Source organism: Flavicella sediminum (assembly GCF_006381105.1).
Lineage (GTDB): Bacteria > Bacteroidota > Bacteroidia > Flavobacteriales > Flavobacteriaceae > Flavicella > Flavicella sediminum.
In genome coordinates this window covers 1-21791 of sequence record NZ_VDET01000007.1, presented here as the reverse complement: position 1 = coordinate 21791, position 21791 = coordinate 1, and the positions used below count along the sequence as shown (strand labels likewise).

The following is a 21791-nucleotide window of genomic DNA, read 5'->3' as shown; positions in this document are numbered from 1 at the left end:
CTAATTCCAATTATTCTTTTGAACGACTAATTTTGCCTGCTTATAATATTGCTCAGATTTTTCAGGATTTGTTTCTTTATAAAAAACACCTAAATTTTTAAGTAATTTTATGTTTTTGGAATCCAAAGTTAAAGCCTTTAAAAAATATTCTTCCGCTTTAGGTTTATTTTTTTTAGAATTAATTACTCCTAAATTCATATAGCCTATTGCTGAATTGGGGTTTATAGCAATTGCTCTTTTAAAATATCCTTCCGCTTTAATAGCATTGGTTTTTAAATATACATAACCCAATTTAATGCATAGGTCAAAAGAGTTGGGTCTGTTCTTAAAACTCTTCAATAAATAAGTCTCTGCTTTCTCTATATCTTTAAATAGAAACAATTGCACTAAATTATCTTCCGATTCAAAACTGTCATTTTTAATAAAACAAATTTCAGCAAAATCGATAAAACCAAAGCGCGCCATCACGATGCCCAAATTATTTAAGCCAGAACTTGCGCTCAACTCTGGGCTAAAATCGTAGCCATTAATCGTTTTTGCATGGTGTTCAAAAGCATAAGCACTAAAATCAGTACTACCTAGCTGCTCCTTAGTTTTAACGGAACTTAAGCTAACAAACAATTCACTATTTGCCGACCTTCCAACAGAAGTAGCTTTGGCCGCTAATACTTGAAATAAGATAAATAGGCTTGCTATATAAATATGTCTTTTCTTGTAATTAAAACTTAGAATTGCTATCCATACGCCTAAACCAGCAACATACACATATCGCCTGCCATAAGGATTGTTGAATTTTGAAAATAGCGTCGTTTGCAAAACCAAATTCATTAGAAAAAATAATACACCAAAGACAAATAGTTTGTTTTTCCTAAAACAATAAACACCAACACCAAGTATAAAAAAAAGGAATGCTTGTCCGTGTAGTATCCATTCATTACTTCTGAGTAAAGCATAATGTGGCAAAGAAACAAGTTCAATGACATAGCCTATAAATTGATTTAAGGCAAAATAAACTTTGTTATATTCCAATGCGCTTGTTGCAACAAGTGTGACGCTTCTAAAAGAAAGCGCGACCAAGCCAAAAATAAAAGCAATGAACAGATAAGGTATTTTTTGAAGCCACATTTTTTTGTTCAACAAAGGCTTGTCCAGTAAAAAATCAATCAAAAACAAAACACCCACCAAAGGAATAATTTGAACCTTGCAAAGGCAACCTAAAAAGAAGGCTAAAACACTAAACAAATACTGTTTTTGATTTTCCTTTTCTAGAAAAAGAATATAGCAATGTAGTGAAATTAAAAAAAACAAGCTAAACAACAAAGTGCTCGTCGCCGACACCCATGATACAGCATCTATCGACATGGGTTGAGAAGTAAATAAAAGTGCTAATAAAAACGCTTTCAGTTTATTTTTCTTAAAAAGTCGAATACCTAAAAAGTAAACTAAAAAAGTGTTGAGTATATGAACAACAAAACTAAATACATGGAAGGTAAACGCAGAAGAAACTCCGTAAATAGAAGCAAGTATTCCGAAACAAATACTCGTCAAAGGTTGATACATTCCTGCTGTATTGGAGCTAAGAATAATTTTGAAACTCTCGAAACCAAAATTCTTCACTTCTGAATTTTCGTAAACTTGAACGCCATCATCCCATGTAATATAGGCGTCATAAAAACTATGCATATAAATAAATAGAGGCACCAGTACTAAAAGTGAAAAAAGTATATATTTCTTCATACAATATATTGTGCAGTGTCAATAATTAACGCTTAGGATGCCACCATCTATTATGCTTCGTTGCAAATTTTTTACAAACGATTATTCATTTGTCGAACCATTTTATTTTTCCACTCTGTAAAATCACCAGCAATAATATGCTTTCTAGCTTCTCTTGTCAGCCACAAATAAAAGCCTAAATTATGAATGGTTGCAATTTGCTTTCCTAACATTTCATTTGCAGCAAATAAATGTCTTAAATATGCTTTAGAATAATCTGTATCTACCCAAGTAATTCCCATCGGATCAATTGGAGAAAAATCATCTTCCCATTTTTTATTTTTTATATTGATACTTCCTTCTGAAGTAAACAACATTCCATTTCTAGCATTTCTAGTTGGCATAACACAGTCAAACATATCAACCCCTAAGGCAATATTTTCTAAAATATTGATAGGTGTTCCAACCCCCATTAAATATCTTGGTTTCTCTTCTGGTAAAATACTACAAACCACATCGGTCATCGCGTACATCTCTTCTGCCGGTTCTCCTACAGACAGTCCACCAATAGCATTTCCTTCTGCACCTGCATTGGCAATATATTCAGCAGATTGCTTACGTAAATCTGTATAAGTACTTCCTTGAACTATTGGAAAAAAAGTTTGGCTATAGCCGTATTTATAAGGTAAATTCTCCAAATGATCCATACATCTTTTTAACCAACGATGTGTCATATGCATCGATTTACGAGCATAATTAAAATCGCAAGGATACGGTGTGCATTCATCAAAAGCCATGATAATATCAGCTCCAATAGTACGCTGTGTTTCCATCACATTTTCAGGTGAAAAGAAATGCATAGAACCATCTATATGACTCTTAAAATTAACACCCGCTTCTTTTATTTTTCTTCTTCCTGAAAGCGAATACACTTGATATCCCCCACTATCCGTTAAAATTGGTCGGTCCCAATTCATAAACTTATGAACTCCACCTGCTTTCTCTAAAATATCTAATTTAGGTCGTAAATATAAGTGGTAGGTATTTGCAAGAATGATATCGGGATTTATTTCTTCCTTTAATTCTTTTTGATGTACTCCTTTTACGGTTCCCATAGTTCCTACAGGCATAAATATTGGAGTTTCTATAACACCATGATCAGTTGTCATTACTGCTGCTCTGGCTTTACTTTGCGGATCTTTCGATTTTATTTCAAACTTCATAAGCCGCAAAGATAAACGAATCTATCAAAGTCTGAAAGCTAATTTTAAAACATTAAAAGCAAATTAACATTTATAAAATCACCGTGGTCATTTCGTAAAAATAGCACAGGCTATCTAGCTATTATTTGCTAAATTTGTTTCGCTAATTATTTAAGACAGTTCCTATGCAATACATTTATTATATAAAGGCTTTACATATTATTTTTGTGGTGACCTGGTTTGCTGGTTTGTTTTATATAGTTCGTTTGTTTATTTACCACGTAGAAGCTGAAGACAAAGAAGAACCTGCTAAAAGTATTTTGCAAAACCAATACAAAATAATGAGCAAGCGGTTGTGGTATATCATCACTTGGCCTTCAGCAATTTTAGCCAGTCTTTTTGCTTTTTGGTTGCTTTATTTGTTGCCCGACTTTCTTTTACAGCCTTGGATGTGGGTCAAACTTTCTTTTGTCTTTTTATTGTATCTATATCAATTTGGTTGCCATAAAATTTACAGTCAGTTGCAAAACAATGTCATTAAATATTCCTCTGCAAAGTTGCGTTTATGGAATGAAGGTGCTACCATTATTTTATTTGCTGTGGTTTTTTTAGTAGAACTACAAAGTGCAATGAATTGGATTTGGGGTGTTATTGGAATTGCCATTTTTGGCGTTTTAATGATGTTTTTAGTGAAACTTTACAAAAAAGCAAGAGGTAAAAATAGCTGGGATCCTGAAGAAAAAGAAATCGATTAATTCAATCCAATAATTTCTCCTCGTCCATCGGAAGAGTTGCTGCCGATTACATAGGAAGTTTTTGCTGAATGAATTTTGAAAATGATCTTCTTAGAATGAAGTAAAGCGATAATTTCAATGATTTTCTCATAGGACAGATAACTTTCATCCAACCAAATTTCTTCAACATTTTTCTTTATTGCGTGGCGCTCTAATTGTTTAAAGGATTTGAATTTTACGAAATTAATTTTTCGTTGCATCTGCGGATCTATAGAAATTTTCTTTTCTCCAACATACAATACATTTTCACGTTCTTTAATAATAATAGGCGCATCGCTTAGCTGAAAATATTTAGTTAAAAACCAAATTTTCACACCTAATTTCATCGCAAAGTCATAACAGAAATTAGAGCTAAAGTGCTTCTTATAAAATATTTCCATAGCTCCATGAAAATATTTTAAATATTTCACATCCTTACGCGTACTTTCTCCTTTAAAGTGAATTATTTTAGAAGTTCCTAAATAATAGTTTTTATAACCTACTTTTAATAACTTATAACTCAGGTCAATATCCTCACCATACATAAAGTAATCTTCATCAAAACCTCCTACTTCTTCATACACATTTCGCTTCATTAGCATAAATGCCCCCACCAATATAGAAATGGTTCCAATTTCATCACGTTCTAAATGATTGGAATAATAGGTGCCTTTTTTACTATCAGAGCCTAATATTTTAAACAAGGACGCTTTTAAGGTTGGAATTCCACGTTTACTTTCAGGAAGAAAAACACCAGTTCCATCAATTAACTGTACTCCCAACGCACCCAAATCGGGTTTGGTATCGGCAAAAGACAACATTTCTAAAAATGTATTTTCTCCTATTACAGTATCCGGATTTAAAATTAAAACGTATTCTCCTTTGGCAACTGCTACTCCTTGATTGTTGGCTGTTGAAAATCCATAATTGATTTTGTTTTCAATCAGTACAACCTCCGGAAAATTCTTGGCAACCATTTTACAGCTATCGTCTGTAGATAAATTATCTACTACAATAATTTCTGAATCAATGTTTTTGCAAGCCTTTTTTACACTTAACAAACATAACTCCAGAAAATATCGGACATTATAATTAACGATGACAACGGATAGTTTCATTAATATTTCATAGATTTTTCAAAAGGAACACGATTGGCAATACTTCTTCCTAAAGTGACTTCATCTGTATATTGTAATTCATCTCCTACCGAGATTCCTCTAGCAATCGTTGAAACCGTAACTTCGTATTTCTGCAATTGTTTGTAAATGTAAAAATTGGTTGTATCTCCTTCCATCGTTGAACTTAACGCTAAAATGAGCTCTTTAATTGTGCCAGCAGCCACTTTTTTTATCAAATCTTCAATCGTTAGGTTGTGTGGCCCAATTCCTTCCATAGGTGAAATTTTACCTCCTAATACATGATAAAGTCCTTGAAACTGTGTCGTATTTTCAATGGCCATCACGTCTCTAATGTCTTCCACAACACAAACTATTTCAACATTTCTTTTGGAACTTGCACAAATTTCACAAAGTTCTACATCAGAAATATTATGGCAACTACTGCATAATTTCACTTCTTCTACCAAATTATTTAAAGCTGTTGTTAAATGCCCTGTATGCGATTTTGGCTGTTTTAATAAATGCAATACCAATCGAAGTGCTGTACGTTTACCAATTCCTGGTAGTTGTGCGACTTCATTTACCGCATTTTCTAAAAGTTTAGAAGAAAAATTCATGCTGCAAATGTAATAATTTGTAGAATCTTTATGGATTAAAATCTTTATTTGTTTATTTGTGTAAAATTGATTTAAAACACAACTTATGCAAGCTTATCAAATTCTAATTATTGTTGCTGCTTACTTTGGCTTGCTGCTCCTAATCGCACATTTTACAGGTAAAACGGATACAAACGCTGCTTTCTTTAAAGCTGAAAAAAAAGCACCTTGGTATGTTGTAGCTTTTGGAATGATTGGTGCCTCGCTCTCTGGTGTTACTTTTATTTCTGTTCCAGGTTGGGTACAAGGAAGTCAGTTTAGTTATATGCAAATTGTAATCGGTTATTTTTTCGGTTACATTGCCATTGCTTATGTACTGTTGCCGGTCTATTACAAAGCAAATATTACTTCTATTTATGAATATTTATTAACTCGCTTCGGAAAGGTGAGTCATAAAACGGGTGCTTTTTTCTTTTTTGTCTCAAGGGTTTTAGGAGCTTCCTTTCGATTGTTTTTAGTAGCCTCTGTATTGCAGTATTTTATTTTTGATGCTTGGAATGTTCCGTTTTGGTTAACGGTAACTTTGTCCATTTTACTTATTTGGATTTATACGTTTAAAGGAGGTATAAAAACCATTGTTTGGACAGATACTTTGCAAACTTTATGTATGCTAATTGCCGTTGCAACCGCAATAATAATTATAAACAAAAGCTTTAATTGGTCACTAATAGACAGCTTACAATCAGATGAATTAAGCAAGTATTCTAAAGTTTGGTTTACAGATAATTTACTAGAAAAAAAGTATTGGTTGAAATCCTTTTTTGGAGGTATGTTTATTGCCATTGCCATGACGGGATTGGACCAAGATATGATGCAAAAAAATCTTACTTGTAAGAATACCAAGGAAGCTCAATGGAATATTTTATCACTTGGCTTTGTCTTAATTCTCGTAAACTTTGTCTTCTTGTTTTTAGGCGCATTGTTATTTATCTATGCCGAAAAAAATGGTATCGCTATTCCTAGTATTGACGGAAAAACAAAAACAGATTTATTATTTCCTGCCATTGCACTGCAAGGAACATTAGGAACCACTTTATCCGTGACTTTTATTTTGGGTTTAATTGCAGCTGCCTATTCTAGTGCTGACAGTGCACTTACCTCTTTAACCACTTCTTTTTGTTTTGATTTTTTAAGCATACAAGATAAAAGTGAAGCTGAGAAAAAAAGAATTCGAAAATTAACACATATAGGTGTATCTGTTTTGTTGATTTTGGTCATTGTTATTTTTAAACATGTATTAAAAGACAATGTCATTAGCAGTTTATTGAGTGTTGCTTCCTATACATATGGCCCTTTATTAGGTTTGTTTGCTTTTGGGATATTCACAAAACATCAAATAAATGATCTATTAGTTCCCGCTGTTGCACTTATTTCAGTACTGCTGACTTCCTTTTTAAACAGCTATTCTACAGCTATTTTAAACGGATATGTTTTTGGCTATGAGCTACTTATTTTAAATGGGGCAATTACCTACATAGGTTTATGGTTTTTGAGAAAACCGAAGTCAATTCACACAATTTAATTCGTATTTTTGAAGCATGGAAAAAGACCTAGGAAACTATAGAAAAAGCTATGAAAAAAGCGAACTTTCAAAAACAACTGTTCCTGAAAATCCAATGGAGTTCTTTCAGAAGTGGTTTTATGAAGTAGAGGCTAACGGACAACAAGAAGAACCAAATGCCATGACCATTTCAACTATTGGTTTGGATGGATACCCTAAAAATCGCGTGGTATTGTTGAAGAAATTTACCTGGGAGGGTTTTATTTTTTACACCAATTATTTAAGTGAAAAAGGAAAAGCCATTGCCAACAATCCTAATATTTGTATTTCCTTTTTTTGGCATGGTGCTGAGCAACAAATAATCATCAAAGGAAAAGCTGAGAAAATTGCAACTAACCTTTCTGATGGTTATTTTGAATCGAGACCCGATGGAAGCAAACTGGGGGCTTGGGCTTCTAATCAGAGCGAAGTGGTAGCTTCTAGAGAAGAATTAGACGCACAGTTAAAAGCAATGGAGAAAAAGTTTGAGCAGAAAGAAATTCCTAGACCCGAACATTGGGGTGGCTATATTGTAAAACCAATTAGCATGGAATTTTGGCAAGGAAGAGCTAACAGAATGCACGACAGAATCTTATACTCGCTTCAAGAAAATTTTGAATGGAAAATTGAGCGATTGGCTCCCTAACTTCATTTATACATCTTATTAGCAAAGGTTAAAAAAGTTGAATTATTTATATAAAACAAGGCTTCTAATTGAAAGCTTTCCTTATATTTGACTAACTATATTATATAAATGAAAACAGTATATATTGTTCGACACGCCAAGTCATCTTGGGAATATCAAGGAATAGATGACATTGACAGACCCCTAAAAAAAAGAGGAATTAAAGACTCTTATCTTGTCTCGTCAAAACTTAGGAAAGCCATAAACAAACCTGATGTTTTTATTACAAGTAGTGCTAGTAGAGCTTTGTCTACTGCCGTAATATTTTGCAACAACTTTAGCTATCCTTTGTCAAATTTGCAAATTAATAAATCTTTGTATAGTTTTAGTGACGGCTATTTGGTGAAAACCATCAAAGCTTTGGATGATGAATTTGATTCAGCCATTATTTTTAGTCACGATCATGGTATCAATGATTTTGTAAATAAATATGGTAGCGAAAGCATCGCACATGTTCCTACCTGTGGTGTCATAGGTATACAATTTGAAAATAACCATTGGAAAAGCATTAAAAAAGGCAAGACCATTTTAAAAGAATTTCCAAAACATCATAAATAACCAATAAAATTACGTGAGTTTGTTAGAAATAAAAAAATACGGGGCAATTGACATAGGCTCCAATGCAGTTAGATTACTCATAAGTAATATCGTTTTACAAGAAGATGAAGAACCGAAATTTAAAAAATCGGCATTAGTTAGGGTACCCATTCGTTTAGGGGCAGATGCCTTTATTTCAGGTATCATTAGCAAAGAAAACAGCGCAAGAATGGTAGACGCCATGAAAGCTTTTAAATTGTTAATGAATGTTCATGGTGTTGAACGTTACAAAGCCTGTGCTACTTCCGCCATGCGTGAAGCAAAAAATGGTGTAGACCTTATTAAAACTATTAGTGAAGAAGCGGATATAGATATTGAAATTATTGACGGAAAAAAAGAAGCCAAAATTATTGCTTCTACAGACTTAAATGAATTAACCGCTGGACACAAAGCTTATTTATATGTTGATGTTGGGGGTGGTAGTACAGAATTCACTGTTTTTTCTAAAGGAAAATTATTAGCATCTAAATCTTTTAAAATAGGTACCGTACGTTTGTTAAATAAAGAAATTAGCAAAAAGAAAATTTGGGAAGAAATTGAAACTTGGATAAAAATTAACACCAAAGGCCTAAACAGAATTGTATTAATTGGTTCTGGTGGAAATATCAATAAAATTTTCAAAATGTCTGGTCAGGCTTTAGACAAGCCCTTGTCTTTAATTTATATGAAGGCCAATTACCAATTCTTAAAGAAAATGACTTACAGTGATCGTATTTCTGAATTAGGATTGAATCCAGATCGTGCAGATGTTATTGTTCCTGCAACAAAAATATACTTATCTGCCATGAAATGGAGTGGCGCCAAAAAAATATATGTTCCTAAAATTGGACTTGCCGATGGAATCATCAAAAGCATGTACAGCGGAATCCTATAAACAAAAACTCAAAACACCTTTATGAAAAGCAACTATTTTTTACACTATTTAAAAGTAGTTGTTTTTTTATGCTTTGTTGTGAGCTGCGACTCCCCGCCTCCTAAAAAGCTTAAAAAGCAAAATACTTTTGTTAAAAAGAAGAAAGTTCACAAAAGAATTATCTATACCACAGATACCATAACTACTGAAAACTGCGAAGAATTTTTCACAGAATATGGCAAAAAGAATAAAGAAACCAAAGTGCTATTAAGCACACGATTAGGTGACATGACCATACGATTGTATGAAAACACACCTTTGCACCGAGCTAGTTTTATTTATTTAACCAAACACAACTATTTCGATACGACCTGTTTTTATAGAGTTGTACCCGGTTTTATTGTGCAAGGAGGAAATTCTGACAGCGATGTTACTACAGAATTTAGAACTCAGCTAAACAATTACTTATTACCTGCAGAATTCAGAAAAAACAGACCTCATAAACGCGGAGTTATTGCTGCTGCAAGAGATTGGGAATACAATCCGGAAAAAAGATCTTCTTCTTTTGAATTCTATTTTATACAATCTCAGAGAGACCAGTCGCATTTAAATTTTGAACATACGGTTTTTGGTGAAATTATTGACGGCATTGAGGTCATTGATAAAATTGCTGCCGAAGATATTGACACCGATGAATGGCCTAGAAACAACATTCCTATGAAAATAAAAGTATTGAATTAACATTAAACCATTACCGCTATGAAAAAAATTACCTTAATCCTATGTACGCTGCTTACAATAATAAGTTGCAAAGACGAAACAAATAAAACAAACACGGTTCAGTCTCCTAAACAGGAAAGAACTTTACTCTTTAATTTTCTTAAAAACTCAAAATCTTTAGAAGTCGCTACCACTAAAACACCATTGATTAGTTTACAAAAACAAGCCATAGCCGCTGCAGACAAAATAGTGAATTTACAAAAAGCCAATATTCAAGAAGTTTTGAAAACAGCTAAAAGTTATAAAAATTGCATCATTTTTACAGAGAACCATACATTGGTGAAAATTACAGACAATACTGACTGTAAAGATTCTGGCTCTTGGGCAGCCTGCATGCCCATGGCAGAAGGATATATTAAAAAAGGTGCGCTTGTCCGACAAGATAATTATTTAAACTACAGCATCGGAGTTCCAGATTCACAAAAAAGAACGGCCTACTTTTTTAACTAATCAAACCAAACAACAAAACTTTTTGGCTTTACCAAATTAGGAATTTGACCAATTTGAATTTCAGCAGTACTCATTGTTTTTATACCCAAGTCCGACTTGTCTAAAGTCATAGTTGCATTAAATTCACTTAGATAAAGAGTTGCTTTTGTAAAAGAAGCTTCTACTTTATCGATGGTTGTTTGTAAATTAATTTCTTCAAAAGTACTGTTCAATCCAATTCCTTTTTCAGTAACATATAAAGGATCGTAAATATCTATAAAACGAATAGTAGACAGAGAGTCTAAAGATTCTTTAGGTGTTAAAGTCAATAAGTGTTTTCCTTTTTTCGAATAAATTAAATATTTATCATCTTCTTGTTGGTAAGCGCCTTGAAAACCTAACAAACCTTCACTTAAGTGTTTTACAACAGAATCATTTTTAAAAATTTCATCAATTTCTTCCACTTTTGTTTCTGATGTAACTAGCCCTACTCTATTCAAAGCTACTTTGTATTTCTTGCTATTAGAACAAGCTACAGAAGTTAAAATTAGTACACAAGCCAAAAGTTTCAAACCAAAATTATTCATTGTAAAATTATTTATTTAATAAGCGACAAACTTAATCAAATCTTTTAAAATTTTAAGCGAAATAAAAGTTAATAATTCCCCTTTTACACTAAGAGATTACTTGTATCTTTGCCGCTCAAACATTTGAAACTATGACACCTGAAACGAAAGAGTTAATTGCACAAGGAAAAATGCTCCCGCTAATGGAAGAATTTTATACAATTCAAGGAGAAGGTGGGCATACAGGAACAGCGGCTTATTTTATTAGGATTGGTGGTTGTGATGTAGGTTGCCATTGGTGTGATGTAAAAGAAAGTTGGGATGCCAAATTACATCCTCCTACTTTTACCGATAAAATTGTTGCCAATGCCAAGCAATATGCCAAAACAGTTGTCATTACCGGAGGAGAGCCTTTGATGTGGTCATTAGACTATATTACAAGAGAATTAAATACTGCGGGAATTAAAACACATATGGAGACCTCTGGAGCTTACCAATTATCGGGGCACTGGAACTGGATTTGTTTATCGCCTAAAAAAACAAAATTACCGTTGGCTGAAATATATCCTCATGCAGATGAATTAAAAATGATTATTCACAATAGGAATGATTTTTTGTTTGCCGAAGAAGAAGCTGCAAAAGTATCAGAAAATTGCAAGTTGTATTTACAACCTGAATGGAGTAAAAAAGAAAAAATGATTCCTGAGATTATAGAGTATGTCATGAAAAATCCACAATGGCAAATTTCTTTACAAACACATAAATATTTGAATATACCATAGACTTCAACAGAGTGAGTCTACAAACATATTTATTCCGTACCCTTCGTTTGTCGAAGGGTACGGAATTTTTATTTTATTGAAAATAATGAGACTTAGACAGGCTCAGTTTCCAGATTTATTTAATCTATATCTCGAGCTTACAATAAGATGCGTTTAAACAAAAAAAATCCCAAACCTTAGGTTTGAGATTTTTTATATATGAAATTTTTTATTTCTAGTAATCTCCTAAAGTTGCAGGATTTTGAGCCAATGCTTCTTCTAATTGCGCATCGTTTGGTGCTTTACCATGCCAAGCATGTGTATGCATCATAAAATCAACACCGTTACCCATTTCAGTTTCTAATAAAATACAAACAGGTTTTCCGTTTCCAGATAATTCTTTTGCTTTTGCTAAAACAGCTTGGATAGCTTCAATATCATTTCCTTTTTTCTCTTCTAAAACAATCCAATCAAAAGCTTCAAATTTTGCTTTGATAGAACCCATTGCCAATACCTGATCTGTAGTACCATCAATTTGTTTTCCGTTTAAATCAACTGTTGCAATTAAATTGTCTACTTTTTTAGCAGAAGCATACATAATTGCTTCCCAGTTTTGACCTTCTTGTAATTCACCATCACCATGTAATGTATACACTAATTTGTCATCACCGTTTAATTTTTTTGCTTGTGCTGCTCCCAAAGCATTTGATAATCCTTGTCCTAAAGAACCTGAAGCCATACGGATTCCTTCCAAACCTTCATGCGTTGTAGGATGTCCTTGCAAACGAGAATTTAACAATCTGAATGTTGCTAATTCTTCAACAGAAAAATAACCACTTCTAGCTAAAACACTATAAAAAACAGGAGAAATATGTCCATTAGACAAAAAGAATACATCTTCATTTTTAGCGTCCATATCAAATTTATCTGAGTTGTAACTCATGACATCTTGATATAAAACCGTTAAAAATTCAGTACAACCTAAAGAACCTCCTGGGTGACCAGAGTTCACAGCGTGTACCATTCTTAATATATCTCTTCTTACTTGTTGAGAAAAATCCTTTAATTCTTGTGTTGTAGACATTATTATCTGTATAAATTAGTTGCGCAAAAATACATTTTTAAAGTGATGATACAAACTTATTTAAAAGCATTTTTTTTGAATCATTTATCCGGCCTTTTAAGAAGAACTATTTTCTTAAAACACAACTAAAATTATAGACACAATGCTTACTATTTAGAAAGGAACATCTCCATCATCCGGCGCTCCAAAGGCATCAGATGCACTTGGGAAATTATCAGAAGAAATTTCTTGATTGAAATCGTTCATTTTAGATTGGAATTCATTTCCAAAACCATCTTCTAAATCGGAGAATTTTGCCAAATGCCCTGTAAATTTCAAACGAATATTGTCCATTCCACCATTTCTATGCTTCGCCACAATAAACTCTCCCTGTCCTTCACATGGTGTATGTTCATCATCATCCCACTCGGTCATTCCATAATATTCTGGACGGAAAATAAACGATACAATATCGGCATCTTGTTCAATGGCTCCAGATTCACGTAAATCAGAAAGTAAAGGTCTTTTAGATCCTCCCCTAGTTTCTACAGCACGTGATAATTGAGAAAGTGCAATTACTGGAATATTTAATTCTTTTGCCAAGGCTTTTAGGTTTCGCGAAATCATTGATATTTCTTGTTCACGATTTCCACCGGCAGCATTTCCGGCAGTCATTAATTGCAAATAATCAATTACAATAATTTTAATTCCGTGTTGCGATGCCAAACGACGCGCTTTTGCACGTAAATCGAAAATAGAAAGTGAAGGCGTATCATCAATAAAAATAGGCGAATCTGTCAAGTTTTTCACTTTTACATTCAATTGTTCCCATTCATGTGGTTCCAAATTCCCTTTTCTTAATTTTTCTGAAGTCAAGCCCGTTTCACTAGAAATCATACGGGTTATTAGCTGAACCGATGACATCTCCAAAGAGAACAAAGCAACGGCATGTCCAAAATCAATGGCCATATTTTTCGCCATCGAAATGACAAAGGCTGTTTTTCCCATACCAGGACGCGCAGCAATAATAATTAAATCGGAAGCTTGCCAACCAGAAGTTAGGGCATCTAATTTGGTAAAACCTGTTTCCAAACCACTCATTCCTTCTTGGTTACTAATTTCTTGAATTTTAGTAACGGCTTGTTTTACCAAGTCTTTGGCGCTTTCAGAACTCTTTTTCAAGTTTCCTTGGGTAACCTCAAATAATTTCGATTCTGCAGCATCTAATAAATCAAATACATCTGCTGTTTCATCATAAGCACTTTCAATAATTTCACTAGAAATACTAATCAAACTACGTTGAATAAACTTTTGAATGATGATACGTGCATGGAATTCAATATGTGCAGAAGAAGCTACTTTTTGCGTTAGTCCTATTAAATAGAAATCGCCACCCACAAATTCTAACTTTCCATCTTTTCGAAGTTGGTTAGAAACAGTCAATAAATCTGAAGGTTCTGAATTTTGGAACAAGGTATAAATAGCCGCATAAATTTCTTTATGTGCATCTTTATAAAAGGCATCTGGGTGTAAAATATCAATCACCGCATCTATTCCTTTTTTATCAATCATCATAGCACCTAATACTGCTTCTTCCAAGTCTAATGCTTGTGGTGGTATTTTTCCTTTCTCAAGGTTGATAATTCTACTTTTATCAACTTTTTGACCTTTGAATGATTTCGTTTGCTCCATGAGACAAAATTAATTCTTTAATTCAATTTACAAATCTTAATTTCATATTAATTTGTACACACCATGTTCATAAATTGGGTGTTTTGTTGATAAGTAAATTATTGTGAATCTTTTAGCCTGTAATTCCTCAATAAACTATTTTTATTTTTTTTTATTTCGGTATCCTTTGAACCAAATGTTAAGAAACTCTGATACAAACTAAAAACTTTGTAAATTGGCCATTCAATAGGCATTTTTTTTATGAAAGATCAATTACTCTCTAGGTATTTAACCTATTTTTTATTCTTGCAAATTTTAGTCGTGCAGTACACTTCTAGAAAACCTGAATTTATTGAGAAATATTATTCCAACGGAATATACCCTTATATTGCAGCTAGTTACAGAAGTTCTTTAGGTTGGATTCCTTTTAGTGTTGGCGATTTTTTCTATGCTTTTTTTGGATTCTTAATTCTTCGTTTCTTTTACATTGTCATTCGAGATAAATTTTCTGAAATAAGAAGATACCTCTTAGCTATAGGTGCTACTTTTTCTATTTTGTACTTTTTATTTCAGTTGAGCTGGGGGATGAATTATTATCGAGTTCCTTTAGCCACACAATTGCATATTGAATCTACCTCCTATTCTGACGAACAATTAAACAAGTTTACCGGAAAATTGGTTAAAGAACTGAACGCACTTCACCTAAAAACCACGCAAGACAGTGAACAAAAAATTACAGTACCTTATACTAGAAAAGAAATTTACAAATTGGCCGTAAATGGCTATACGCATATAAGCAAACAGCATGCATTTTTAAACTACAAATTTCCTTCTGTCAAACATTCGCTTTTAAGTACTCCTTTGACCTATATGGGTTTTGCGGGCTATTTAAATCCGTTAACCGGTGAAGCCCAAGTGAATTCAAAAATGCCCTTACCCACTTATGCTTTTACTACTTGTCATGAAATGGCCCACCAATTAGGTTTTGCGGCAGAAAATGAAGCTAATTTTATAGGGTATTTGGCAGCCATACATAATGAGGATGTTTATTTTCAAATTGCTGGTAAAATGACCGCTTTAAAATATGTATTATCAGAATTGCGTAAAAGAGATTTGGAGCTGTATAAGCTTCATTACGAAAACATCAACAAAGGAATTTTGATCAATTTTAGAGAATCTAATGAATTCTGGAATTCCTATGAAAATCCTTTTGAACCTTTATTTAAGAAAAGTTACAGTACTTATTTAAAAGCCAACCGACAAAAAGGTGGCATAAAAAGCTATAGCTATATGGTCAATTTATTGTTGAATTATAAAGATACTCAAGACTTATAATTTTCGGCTTAAAAAAAGAGATTGGAAAATAAAAATTCGTCATTAAAATTCCTGAAACTATAAATGCATCGAGGATAAACCTTATTTTTGCCAAAAAAATATTCCATGTACAAGCAACTTACCAGTTTACAAAACCCTTTTATAAAGGAAATTGTTTTACTCAAAGAAAAATCGAGAAACAGAAAGAAGTCGGGACGTTTTGTATTGGAAGGACTTAGAGAAATACAATTAGCAGCAGAAGGAAACTATGAAATTGAGAAAATATTATATTGCGAAGCGATTTGCTCTACTACACATTTACAAGAATTAATTGCCGCCTTAGATACTTCTGTAGAAATTATTGAAGTTTCAAAAGATGTGTACCAAAAAATAGCTTACCGAGAAACAACTGAAGGTGTTTTAGCAATTGTAAAAGCCAAAAATCACCATTTATCTGAAATAAAATTCCTTCGCAAGTCGCCTTTAATTTTAATTGCAGAAGCTCCAGAAAAGCCTGGAAATATTGGTGCTTTATTGCGTACTGCAGATGCCGCGAATATTGATGCTGTATTTATTGCCAATCCGAAAACAGATTTATACAACCCCAATATTATTAGAAGTAGCGTAGGTTGTTTGTTTACTACGCAAGTGGCTACCGGAACTACTGATGAAATTTTGGATTATTTAAAAGAGAACAAAATCCATTCTTACGCGGCAGCTTTAAAAGACGATTCAGAACCTTATCAAGATCAGGATTTTACAAAACCTACGGCTATTGTGGTAGGTACAGAAGCCACCGGCTTGTCGGATACTTGGTTGCAAGAAGCGACAAAAAAAATTATTATTCCCATGCGTGGTAAAATAGACTCTATGAATGTATCGGTAGCTGCGGCTATTGTTGTATTTGAGGCTTGTAGGCAACGTGGTTTTTAGTCGGAATCTTAGGCAGCTTTAAACTTTTAATTTAGGCATTTGCGTTGTACATTTGAGCCAACTAAACCCAATATATGACGCCACAAATACTTTTTTATATTCTTGTTGGAATTACCTTGATCAATTTTCTTAAAGAGGAAATTCTATCCAACCTAAATGCCAAACATTTTAATGACGATTTACCAAAAGAGTTAACAGATGTGTACGATGCTGAAGAATACAAAAAATCACAAAACTACAAATTAGAAAACCACCAATTTTCTCAATACAGTAGTGGTTTTTCATTGGTACTGACCTTGGCTTTTTTCTTTTTTGATGGCTTTATGTTTTTGGATCAATTTGTGAGAAGTTTAAGTGAGAATGAAATTTTAATTACCTTATATTATTTAGGAATTATGGCTTTGGGAAGTGATATACTAAGCACGCCATTTTCGTATTACAAAACCTTTGTGATTGAAGAAAAATTCGGCTTTAATAAAATGACCAAAAAACTTTTCTTTCTAGATAAATTAAAAGGTTGGTTTTTAATGTTGGCACTTGGCGGACTTCTACTAGCAGCCGTTACTTGGTTTTACACACAAACAGGAAATTTATTTTGGCTATATACTTGGCTATTAATTGGTCTATTTTCGGTTTTTATCAATCTATTTTATTCTTCATTAATTGTTCCATTATTCAACAAACAAACTCCCCTAGAGGCTGGCGAGTTAAAAACCAAACTAGAAGCCTTGGCTACAAAGGTGGGTTTTAAATTGGATAAAATTTTTGTGATCGATGGTTCAAAAAGATCGACAAAAGCCAATGCCTATTTTTCTGGTTTTGGACCTAAAAAAAGAATTGTATTGTACGATACTTTGATCAAAGATTTAACGCCCGATGAGATTGTGGCTGTTTTTGCTCATGAGGTAGGTCATAACAAAAGAAAGCATACGCTTTTTAATTTGGTAGCTTCTATTTTACTCACGGGTTTAACTTTATTTATCTTGTCCTTACTAATAGGAAATCCACTTTTATCGCAAGCTTTAAAAATTCCAACACCAAGTTTTCATATAGGCCTGATCACTTTTAGCATTTTATACACGCCTATTTCTGAGCTAACCGGCTTAATAATGAATGTAATTTCGAGAATTTTTGAATACCAAGCAGATAATTTTGCGAAGATTCATACCAATGGCGAACATCTCATTTCTTCACTTAAAAAACTATCTAAGAATAGTTTAAGTAATTTAACGCCACACAAGTGGTCGGTATTTCTATATTACTCCCATCCTACCTTGCTTCAGCGCATTCAAAATTTAAGAAAATAATTTAAATTTTTAACAAAAAACTGTATCTTTCATCTATGAGCTACAACGTTACCATAGAGGAAGAAAATAAAGAAATTGCCAAGCGCTATAAGGACTTATTAAAGGGGACCTATCAGAAATTATCTGAAGATGATAAAAAACTGATTCGTAAAGCTTTTGATTTGGCTTTGGAAGCACACAGTGAACAACGAAGAAAAACAGGGGAACCTTATATTTTTCATCCTATTGCTGTGGCTAAAATTGTGGCCTATGAAATTGGTTTAGGTGCCTCATCTATTGCCGCCGCTTTGTTGCACGATGTTGTGGAGGACACTCCCTACACGGTAGATGATATGGAACAGCTGTTTGGTGAACAAATAGCCAAAGTTGTTAGTGGCTTAACGAAGATTTCTCGTTTAAACAAAGAGCAAGATGCTTCTATACAAGCAGAGAATTTTAGAAAAATGTTGCTTACTTTAAATGATGACGTCCGTGTAATTTTAATAAAAATTGCCGATCGTTTGCACAATATGCAAACCATGGACGCCATGCCTGATTATAAGCAGGTGAAAATTGCTTCGGAAACTTTATATATTTATGCGCCATTAGCTCACAGACTTGGATTGTATAATATAAAAACGGAGTTGGAAGATTTAGGATTGAAATACACCGAACCTGAAGTTTATACAGATATTTTAAGCAAAATAAAAGATAGTAAAGAAGAGCAAGACTTATATATAAAACAGTTTTCTGATAAAATTAGAGAAACCTTAGACAAAGAAAAATTTGAGTATTCTATCAAAGGACGTTCAAAATCTATTTTCTCTATTAGAAAAAAAATGCGAGCTCAAAATGTGAGCTTTGATGAAGTCTACGATAAATTTGCTATTCGGATCGTTTACAAATCGACAGAGAAAAACGAAAAGTTTGATGCTTGGAAAATATATTCTATAGTTACCGACCATTACAACCCAAACCCGCTTCGATTAAGAGATTGGATTACCAACCCAAAAACGACAGGTTATGAATCGTTGCATATAACGGTGATGGGCCCAGGAGGAAATTGGGTAGAAGTACAAATTCGTTCAGACAGAATGAATGAAATTGCAGAAAAAGGCTATGCCGCACATTTTAAATACAAGCAAGGAAATGTTGATGAAAGTGGTTTAGAAACCTGGTTGAATCGTTTAAAAGACACCTTAGAAAACGGTAATATAAATGCCGTGGATTTTGTTGAGGATTTTAAACTGAATTTATACGCTGAAGAAATTTTTGTTTTTACACCTAAAGGAGAATTAAAATCCTTACCCAAAGGAGCCTCTGCTTTAGATTTTGCCTTTGCGGTACATACCGATGTTGGCTTAAAATGCCGTGGCGCTAAAGTAAATGGAAAACTAACACCTTTGGATACTGTTTTAGGAAGTGGTGATCAGGTAGAAATTTATACTTCAAACATAAAAAAACCAAACCAGCGTTGGTTAGAATTTGTGGTTACCGCCAGAGCCAAAGCAAGAATTAGAGCTGCTTTAAAAGAAGAAGAAAAAGGAATTGCCGAAGAAGGAAAAGTATTATTGACACGCAAATTGAAGTCATTAAAAATTACTTTGGATGAAAAAACGGTCAATGAATTGGTAAATCATTTCAACTTAAAAACAAGTTTCGATTTGTTTTATAGAGTAGGAATATCTTCTATTGAAAATTCAGAATTAAAAAGTTACGCCAGCAAACGTAGCAATGCCATTTATAATTTCTTTAAAAATAAAATACAAAGAAATAAGGCCATTAAAGTTAAAGAAGAAGACGAAGAATTATCGAGTAACTTTGACACCTTAGTTTTTGGTAAGGATGAAGAAAAACTGGAATACAAGGTTTCCAAATGTTGTAATGCCATTAAAGGCGATAAAGTTTTTGGATTTGTTACTATTAACGACGGTATAAAAGTACACAAAGCCGATTGTCCGAATGCTATTAGTATGCAATCAAACTACGCGTATCGAGTTTTAAAAGCCACGTGGGTAGATTCTTCACAACGTAATTTTAAAGTGACTTTAAAAATTAGTGGAGAGGATAAAAAAGGAATTTTAAATCATTTAACACGTATTATTTCTGGAAATGTGGGCATGAATATTTACAATATAAACTCAGTAACCAGAGGAAGTATATTTAATGGAAAAATTACCATTGATGTAAAAAACAAAACCCAATTAAAGAAGCTTACTGAAAATATTTTAAAAATTGACGGTGTTAATAAAGTGTCACGTGCCGATTGATAGACTTGTAAAATGATTTCTTATAAGTAGAAAGAATATACCAGACCCACTGAAGTAATTTATTTAGTATCAGTGGGTCAAGTTTTTTTATACAACAAACAATCTCTAATTTTTCTCCTCATTTTCACCAAAAAAGTTCTTCATATTTCTTATCTTAGGAACTATGGAAGCTAGAAAAAGAACAATTGTTGTTTCACTCATAAAGCACCGAGAGCTAGAGGTGTATGCTTTATATTTTGAATTTGAATACAACTTAAAAGAATACTGTAAAAATTCGGGGGCTTTTTGGAGTCAATCGAAAAACATGTGGTACTACCCTACCTCAAAAATCACATTAGACGAACTTAAAGAGCTTTATAAGAACAAGGCTATTTTAGACATAAAAAATGTTACAACTCCAATATTACTAAAACCCGTTTCTCTTTCACTTAAAGAACAATTAACTGAGGAGCAAAAAAAGCATCTAAACCAGTTTTATACTTATTTAAAAGGAAAACGATTTAGTGCAAGTACGCTAAAAACATATTGCACTTTAGTTGCAGAATACATTATACATAAAGATGAAAATAGGCCTATTGATGTAAGATCCATAGAAAAACATGCTGAAGAGGTTTTTGTTCCAAAGAAAAGTTCGGTAAGTACTCATAGGCAGTATATTAGTGCTATGAAGCATTATTTAGCCTTTATAAATTCAGACTTAGAAATTGATTTTAATGCCCTGGCACCAAGAAAGGATAAAAAATTACCCAATGTATTATCTAATAATGAAGTTTTGGAATTGATAAGAGTGACCAAAAATTTAAAACATCGAGTTTGTATTGCTCTGATCTATTCATCGGGATTAAGAGTTGGAGAATTGATTAACTTAAAAATTAGAGATTTAGATATTGACAGAAAAATGTTAAAAGTACAAAGTGGAAAAGGACGAAAAGATAGATATGTGCCCATTGCCAATGTAATTTTACCATTGTTGCATAATTATTTAAACACGTATACGCCCAAAACTTATTTGGTAGAAGGATTGGAAGAAGGAAAACAATACAGTCCTATGTCTATTCGAAAATTTTTAAAAAACAGTTGTCAACAAGCCCATATAACCAAACGTATATCTCCGCATACTTTACGACACAGTTATGCCACACATTTGTTAGAAAACGGAACAGACATTCGATATATACAAGCATTGCTAGGTCACTCAAGACCAGAAACCACGATGATTTACACCCAAGTAAGGAGTCAGGATTTACAAAAAATAACGAATCCTTTAGATTTAATCATAAAACAGCTAGAGAATCATAAAAAAATTAATTAGTTTTAACCAAAAAAGAAACCTAATTAGTATCGTTATCCCGTAACTGAAACGCAAAACAGATACTTTTAGTGTAGATATAACACGTTGGCGTACATAAAGTTATCCGAATATTTATTACTACCATTTACACATTTTTCCCACGAAACATTTTGGTTATTATTAAAAAGCAAGTTTGCGGTTGGGAGGAAAATCTGCACGCAACAATTCTAGTTCCGCTCACACATCTTTCCGCAGAAACTTTCTAAGTGTTAATTCATGATGTTTAG

At 33.0% G+C, this 21791-nt stretch carries 20 protein-coding genes; 13 read left to right on the top strand and 7 right to left on the bottom strand.

Annotated elements, in window-relative coordinates:
• Both FGM02_RS07920 and tgt read right to left on the bottom strand, forming a co-directional pair.
• Positions 1 to 1737 carry a glycosyltransferase family 39 protein gene (locus FGM02_RS07920; RefSeq protein WP_139957832.1) on the bottom strand — a complete coding sequence of 579 codons (1737 nt, stop codon included), beginning with the start codon at positions 1735 to 1737 and terminating at the stop codon, positions 1 to 3.
• A 71-nt stretch (positions 1738 to 1808) separates the two neighbouring features.
• The gene (gene tgt / locus FGM02_RS07915; protein WP_139957831.1) at positions 1809 to 2939 is read right to left on the bottom strand and encodes a tRNA guanosine(34) transglycosylase Tgt; all 1131 of its coding nucleotides are present in this window, start codon (positions 2937 to 2939) and stop codon (positions 1809 to 1811) included.
• Between the two features lie 164 nt (positions 2940 to 3103).
• Between tgt and FGM02_RS07910 the strand changes: the two genes are divergently transcribed.
• The gene (locus tag FGM02_RS07910; protein ID WP_139957830.1) at positions 3104 to 3673 is read left to right on the top strand and encodes a CopD family protein; all 570 of its coding nucleotides are present in this window, start codon (positions 3104 to 3106) and stop codon (positions 3671 to 3673) included.
• On the opposite strand, the gene FGM02_RS07905 is transcribed toward FGM02_RS07910, so the two are convergent.
• Both FGM02_RS07905 and recR read right to left on the bottom strand, forming a co-directional pair.
• The gene (locus tag FGM02_RS07905; protein ID WP_139957829.1) at positions 3670 to 4809 is read right to left on the bottom strand and encodes a glycosyltransferase family 2 protein; all 1140 of its coding nucleotides are present in this window, start codon (positions 4807 to 4809) and stop codon (positions 3670 to 3672) included. The two genes, FGM02_RS07910 and FGM02_RS07905, sit on opposite strands and share 4 nt — an antisense overlap.
• On the bottom strand, positions 4809 to 5426 hold the full coding sequence (gene recR / locus FGM02_RS07900; protein WP_139957828.1) for a recombination mediator RecR: 618 nt from the start codon (positions 5424 to 5426) through the stop codon (positions 4809 to 4811). Before recR ends, FGM02_RS07905 begins: the two co-directional genes overlap by 1 nt.
• A gap of 85 nt (positions 5427 to 5511) precedes the next feature.
• Between recR and FGM02_RS07895 the strand changes: the two genes are divergently transcribed.
• From FGM02_RS07895 to FGM02_RS07870, 6 genes are all read left to right on the top strand, one after another.
• A complete protein-coding gene (locus tag FGM02_RS07895; protein ID WP_139957827.1) occupies positions 5512 to 6987 on the top strand; it encodes a sodium:solute symporter in 1476 nt (491 codons plus the stop codon).
• Between the two features lie 16 nt (positions 6988 to 7003).
• On the top strand, positions 7004 to 7651 hold the full coding sequence (gene pdxH / locus FGM02_RS07890; protein WP_139957826.1) for a pyridoxamine 5'-phosphate oxidase: 648 nt from the start codon (positions 7004 to 7006) through the stop codon (positions 7649 to 7651).
• Positions 7652 to 7759: 108 nt separating this feature from the next.
• A complete protein-coding gene (locus FGM02_RS07885) occupies positions 7760 to 8248 on the top strand; it encodes a SixA phosphatase family protein (RefSeq protein ID WP_139957825.1) in 489 nt (162 codons plus the stop codon).
• A gap of 19 nt (positions 8249 to 8267) precedes the next feature.
• Positions 8268 to 9161, top strand: coding sequence for a Ppx/GppA phosphatase family protein (locus FGM02_RS07880; RefSeq protein WP_139957824.1), 894 nt, complete (start codon positions 8268 to 8270; stop codon positions 9159 to 9161).
• A 21-nt stretch (positions 9162 to 9182) separates the two neighbouring features.
• Positions 9183 to 9881, top strand: a complete 699-nt coding sequence (locus tag FGM02_RS07875; protein WP_139957823.1) for a peptidylprolyl isomerase — start codon at positions 9183 to 9185, stop codon at positions 9879 to 9881.
• Positions 9882 to 9899: 18 nt separating this feature from the next.
• Positions 9900 to 10370: a hypothetical protein gene (locus FGM02_RS07870; protein WP_139957822.1), complete on the top strand. Its 471-nt coding sequence runs from the start codon at positions 9900 to 9902 to the stop codon at positions 10368 to 10370.
• Here the strand turns inward: FGM02_RS07870 and FGM02_RS07865 are convergent.
• Positions 10367 to 10936: a hypothetical protein gene (locus FGM02_RS07865; protein ID WP_139957821.1), complete on the bottom strand. Its 570-nt coding sequence runs from the start codon at positions 10934 to 10936 to the stop codon at positions 10367 to 10369. The two genes, FGM02_RS07870 and FGM02_RS07865, sit on opposite strands and share 4 nt — an antisense overlap.
• A 131-nt stretch (positions 10937 to 11067) precedes the next feature.
• Here FGM02_RS07865 and FGM02_RS07860 point away from each other — a divergent pair, with 131 nt between their 5' ends.
• A complete protein-coding gene (locus FGM02_RS07860) occupies positions 11068 to 11697 on the top strand; it encodes a 7-carboxy-7-deazaguanine synthase QueE (RefSeq protein WP_139957820.1) in 630 nt (209 codons plus the stop codon).
• Between the two features lie 214 nt (positions 11698 to 11911).
• Here FGM02_RS07860 and FGM02_RS07855 read toward each other — a convergent pair whose 3' ends face one another.
• Positions 11912 to 12760, bottom strand: coding sequence for a transketolase (locus FGM02_RS07855; protein WP_139957819.1), 849 nt, complete (start codon positions 12758 to 12760; stop codon positions 11912 to 11914).
• A gap of 153 nt (positions 12761 to 12913) precedes the next feature.
• Positions 12914 to 14431 (bottom strand): replicative DNA helicase, encoded by a 1518-nt coding sequence (dnaB, locus tag FGM02_RS07850; RefSeq protein ID WP_139957818.1) that lies wholly within the window; start codon positions 14429 to 14431, stop codon positions 12914 to 12916.
• A gap of 240 nt (positions 14432 to 14671) precedes the next feature.
• Between dnaB and FGM02_RS07845 the strand changes: the two genes are divergently transcribed.
• The 5 genes from FGM02_RS07845 (at position 14672) to FGM02_RS07825 (ending at position 21525) form a co-directional block, all read left to right on the top strand.
• On the top strand, positions 14672 to 15745 hold the full coding sequence (locus FGM02_RS07845) for a DUF3810 domain-containing protein (protein ID WP_139957817.1): 1074 nt from the start codon (positions 14672 to 14674) through the stop codon (positions 15743 to 15745).
• Positions 15746 to 15850: 105 nt separating this feature from the next.
• On the top strand, positions 15851 to 16657 hold the full coding sequence (locus FGM02_RS07840) for a TrmH family RNA methyltransferase (protein ID WP_139957816.1): 807 nt from the start codon (positions 15851 to 15853) through the stop codon (positions 16655 to 16657).
• A gap of 74 nt (positions 16658 to 16731) precedes the next feature.
• Positions 16732 to 17964 carry a M48 family metallopeptidase gene (locus FGM02_RS07835; protein WP_139957815.1) on the top strand — a complete coding sequence of 411 codons (1233 nt, stop codon included), beginning with the start codon at positions 16732 to 16734 and terminating at the stop codon, positions 17962 to 17964.
• 35 nt (positions 17965 to 17999) lie between these two features.
• Positions 18000 to 20213 carry a RelA/SpoT family protein gene (locus FGM02_RS07830; protein ID WP_139957814.1) on the top strand — a complete coding sequence of 738 codons (2214 nt, stop codon included), beginning with the start codon at positions 18000 to 18002 and terminating at the stop codon, positions 20211 to 20213.
• 163 nt (positions 20214 to 20376) lie between these two features.
• Entirely contained in the window at positions 20377 to 21525 is a 1149-nt protein-coding gene (locus FGM02_RS07825) for a tyrosine-type recombinase/integrase (protein WP_139957813.1), read from the top strand.
• The last annotated feature ends 266 nt before the right edge of the window (positions 21526 to 21791 follow it).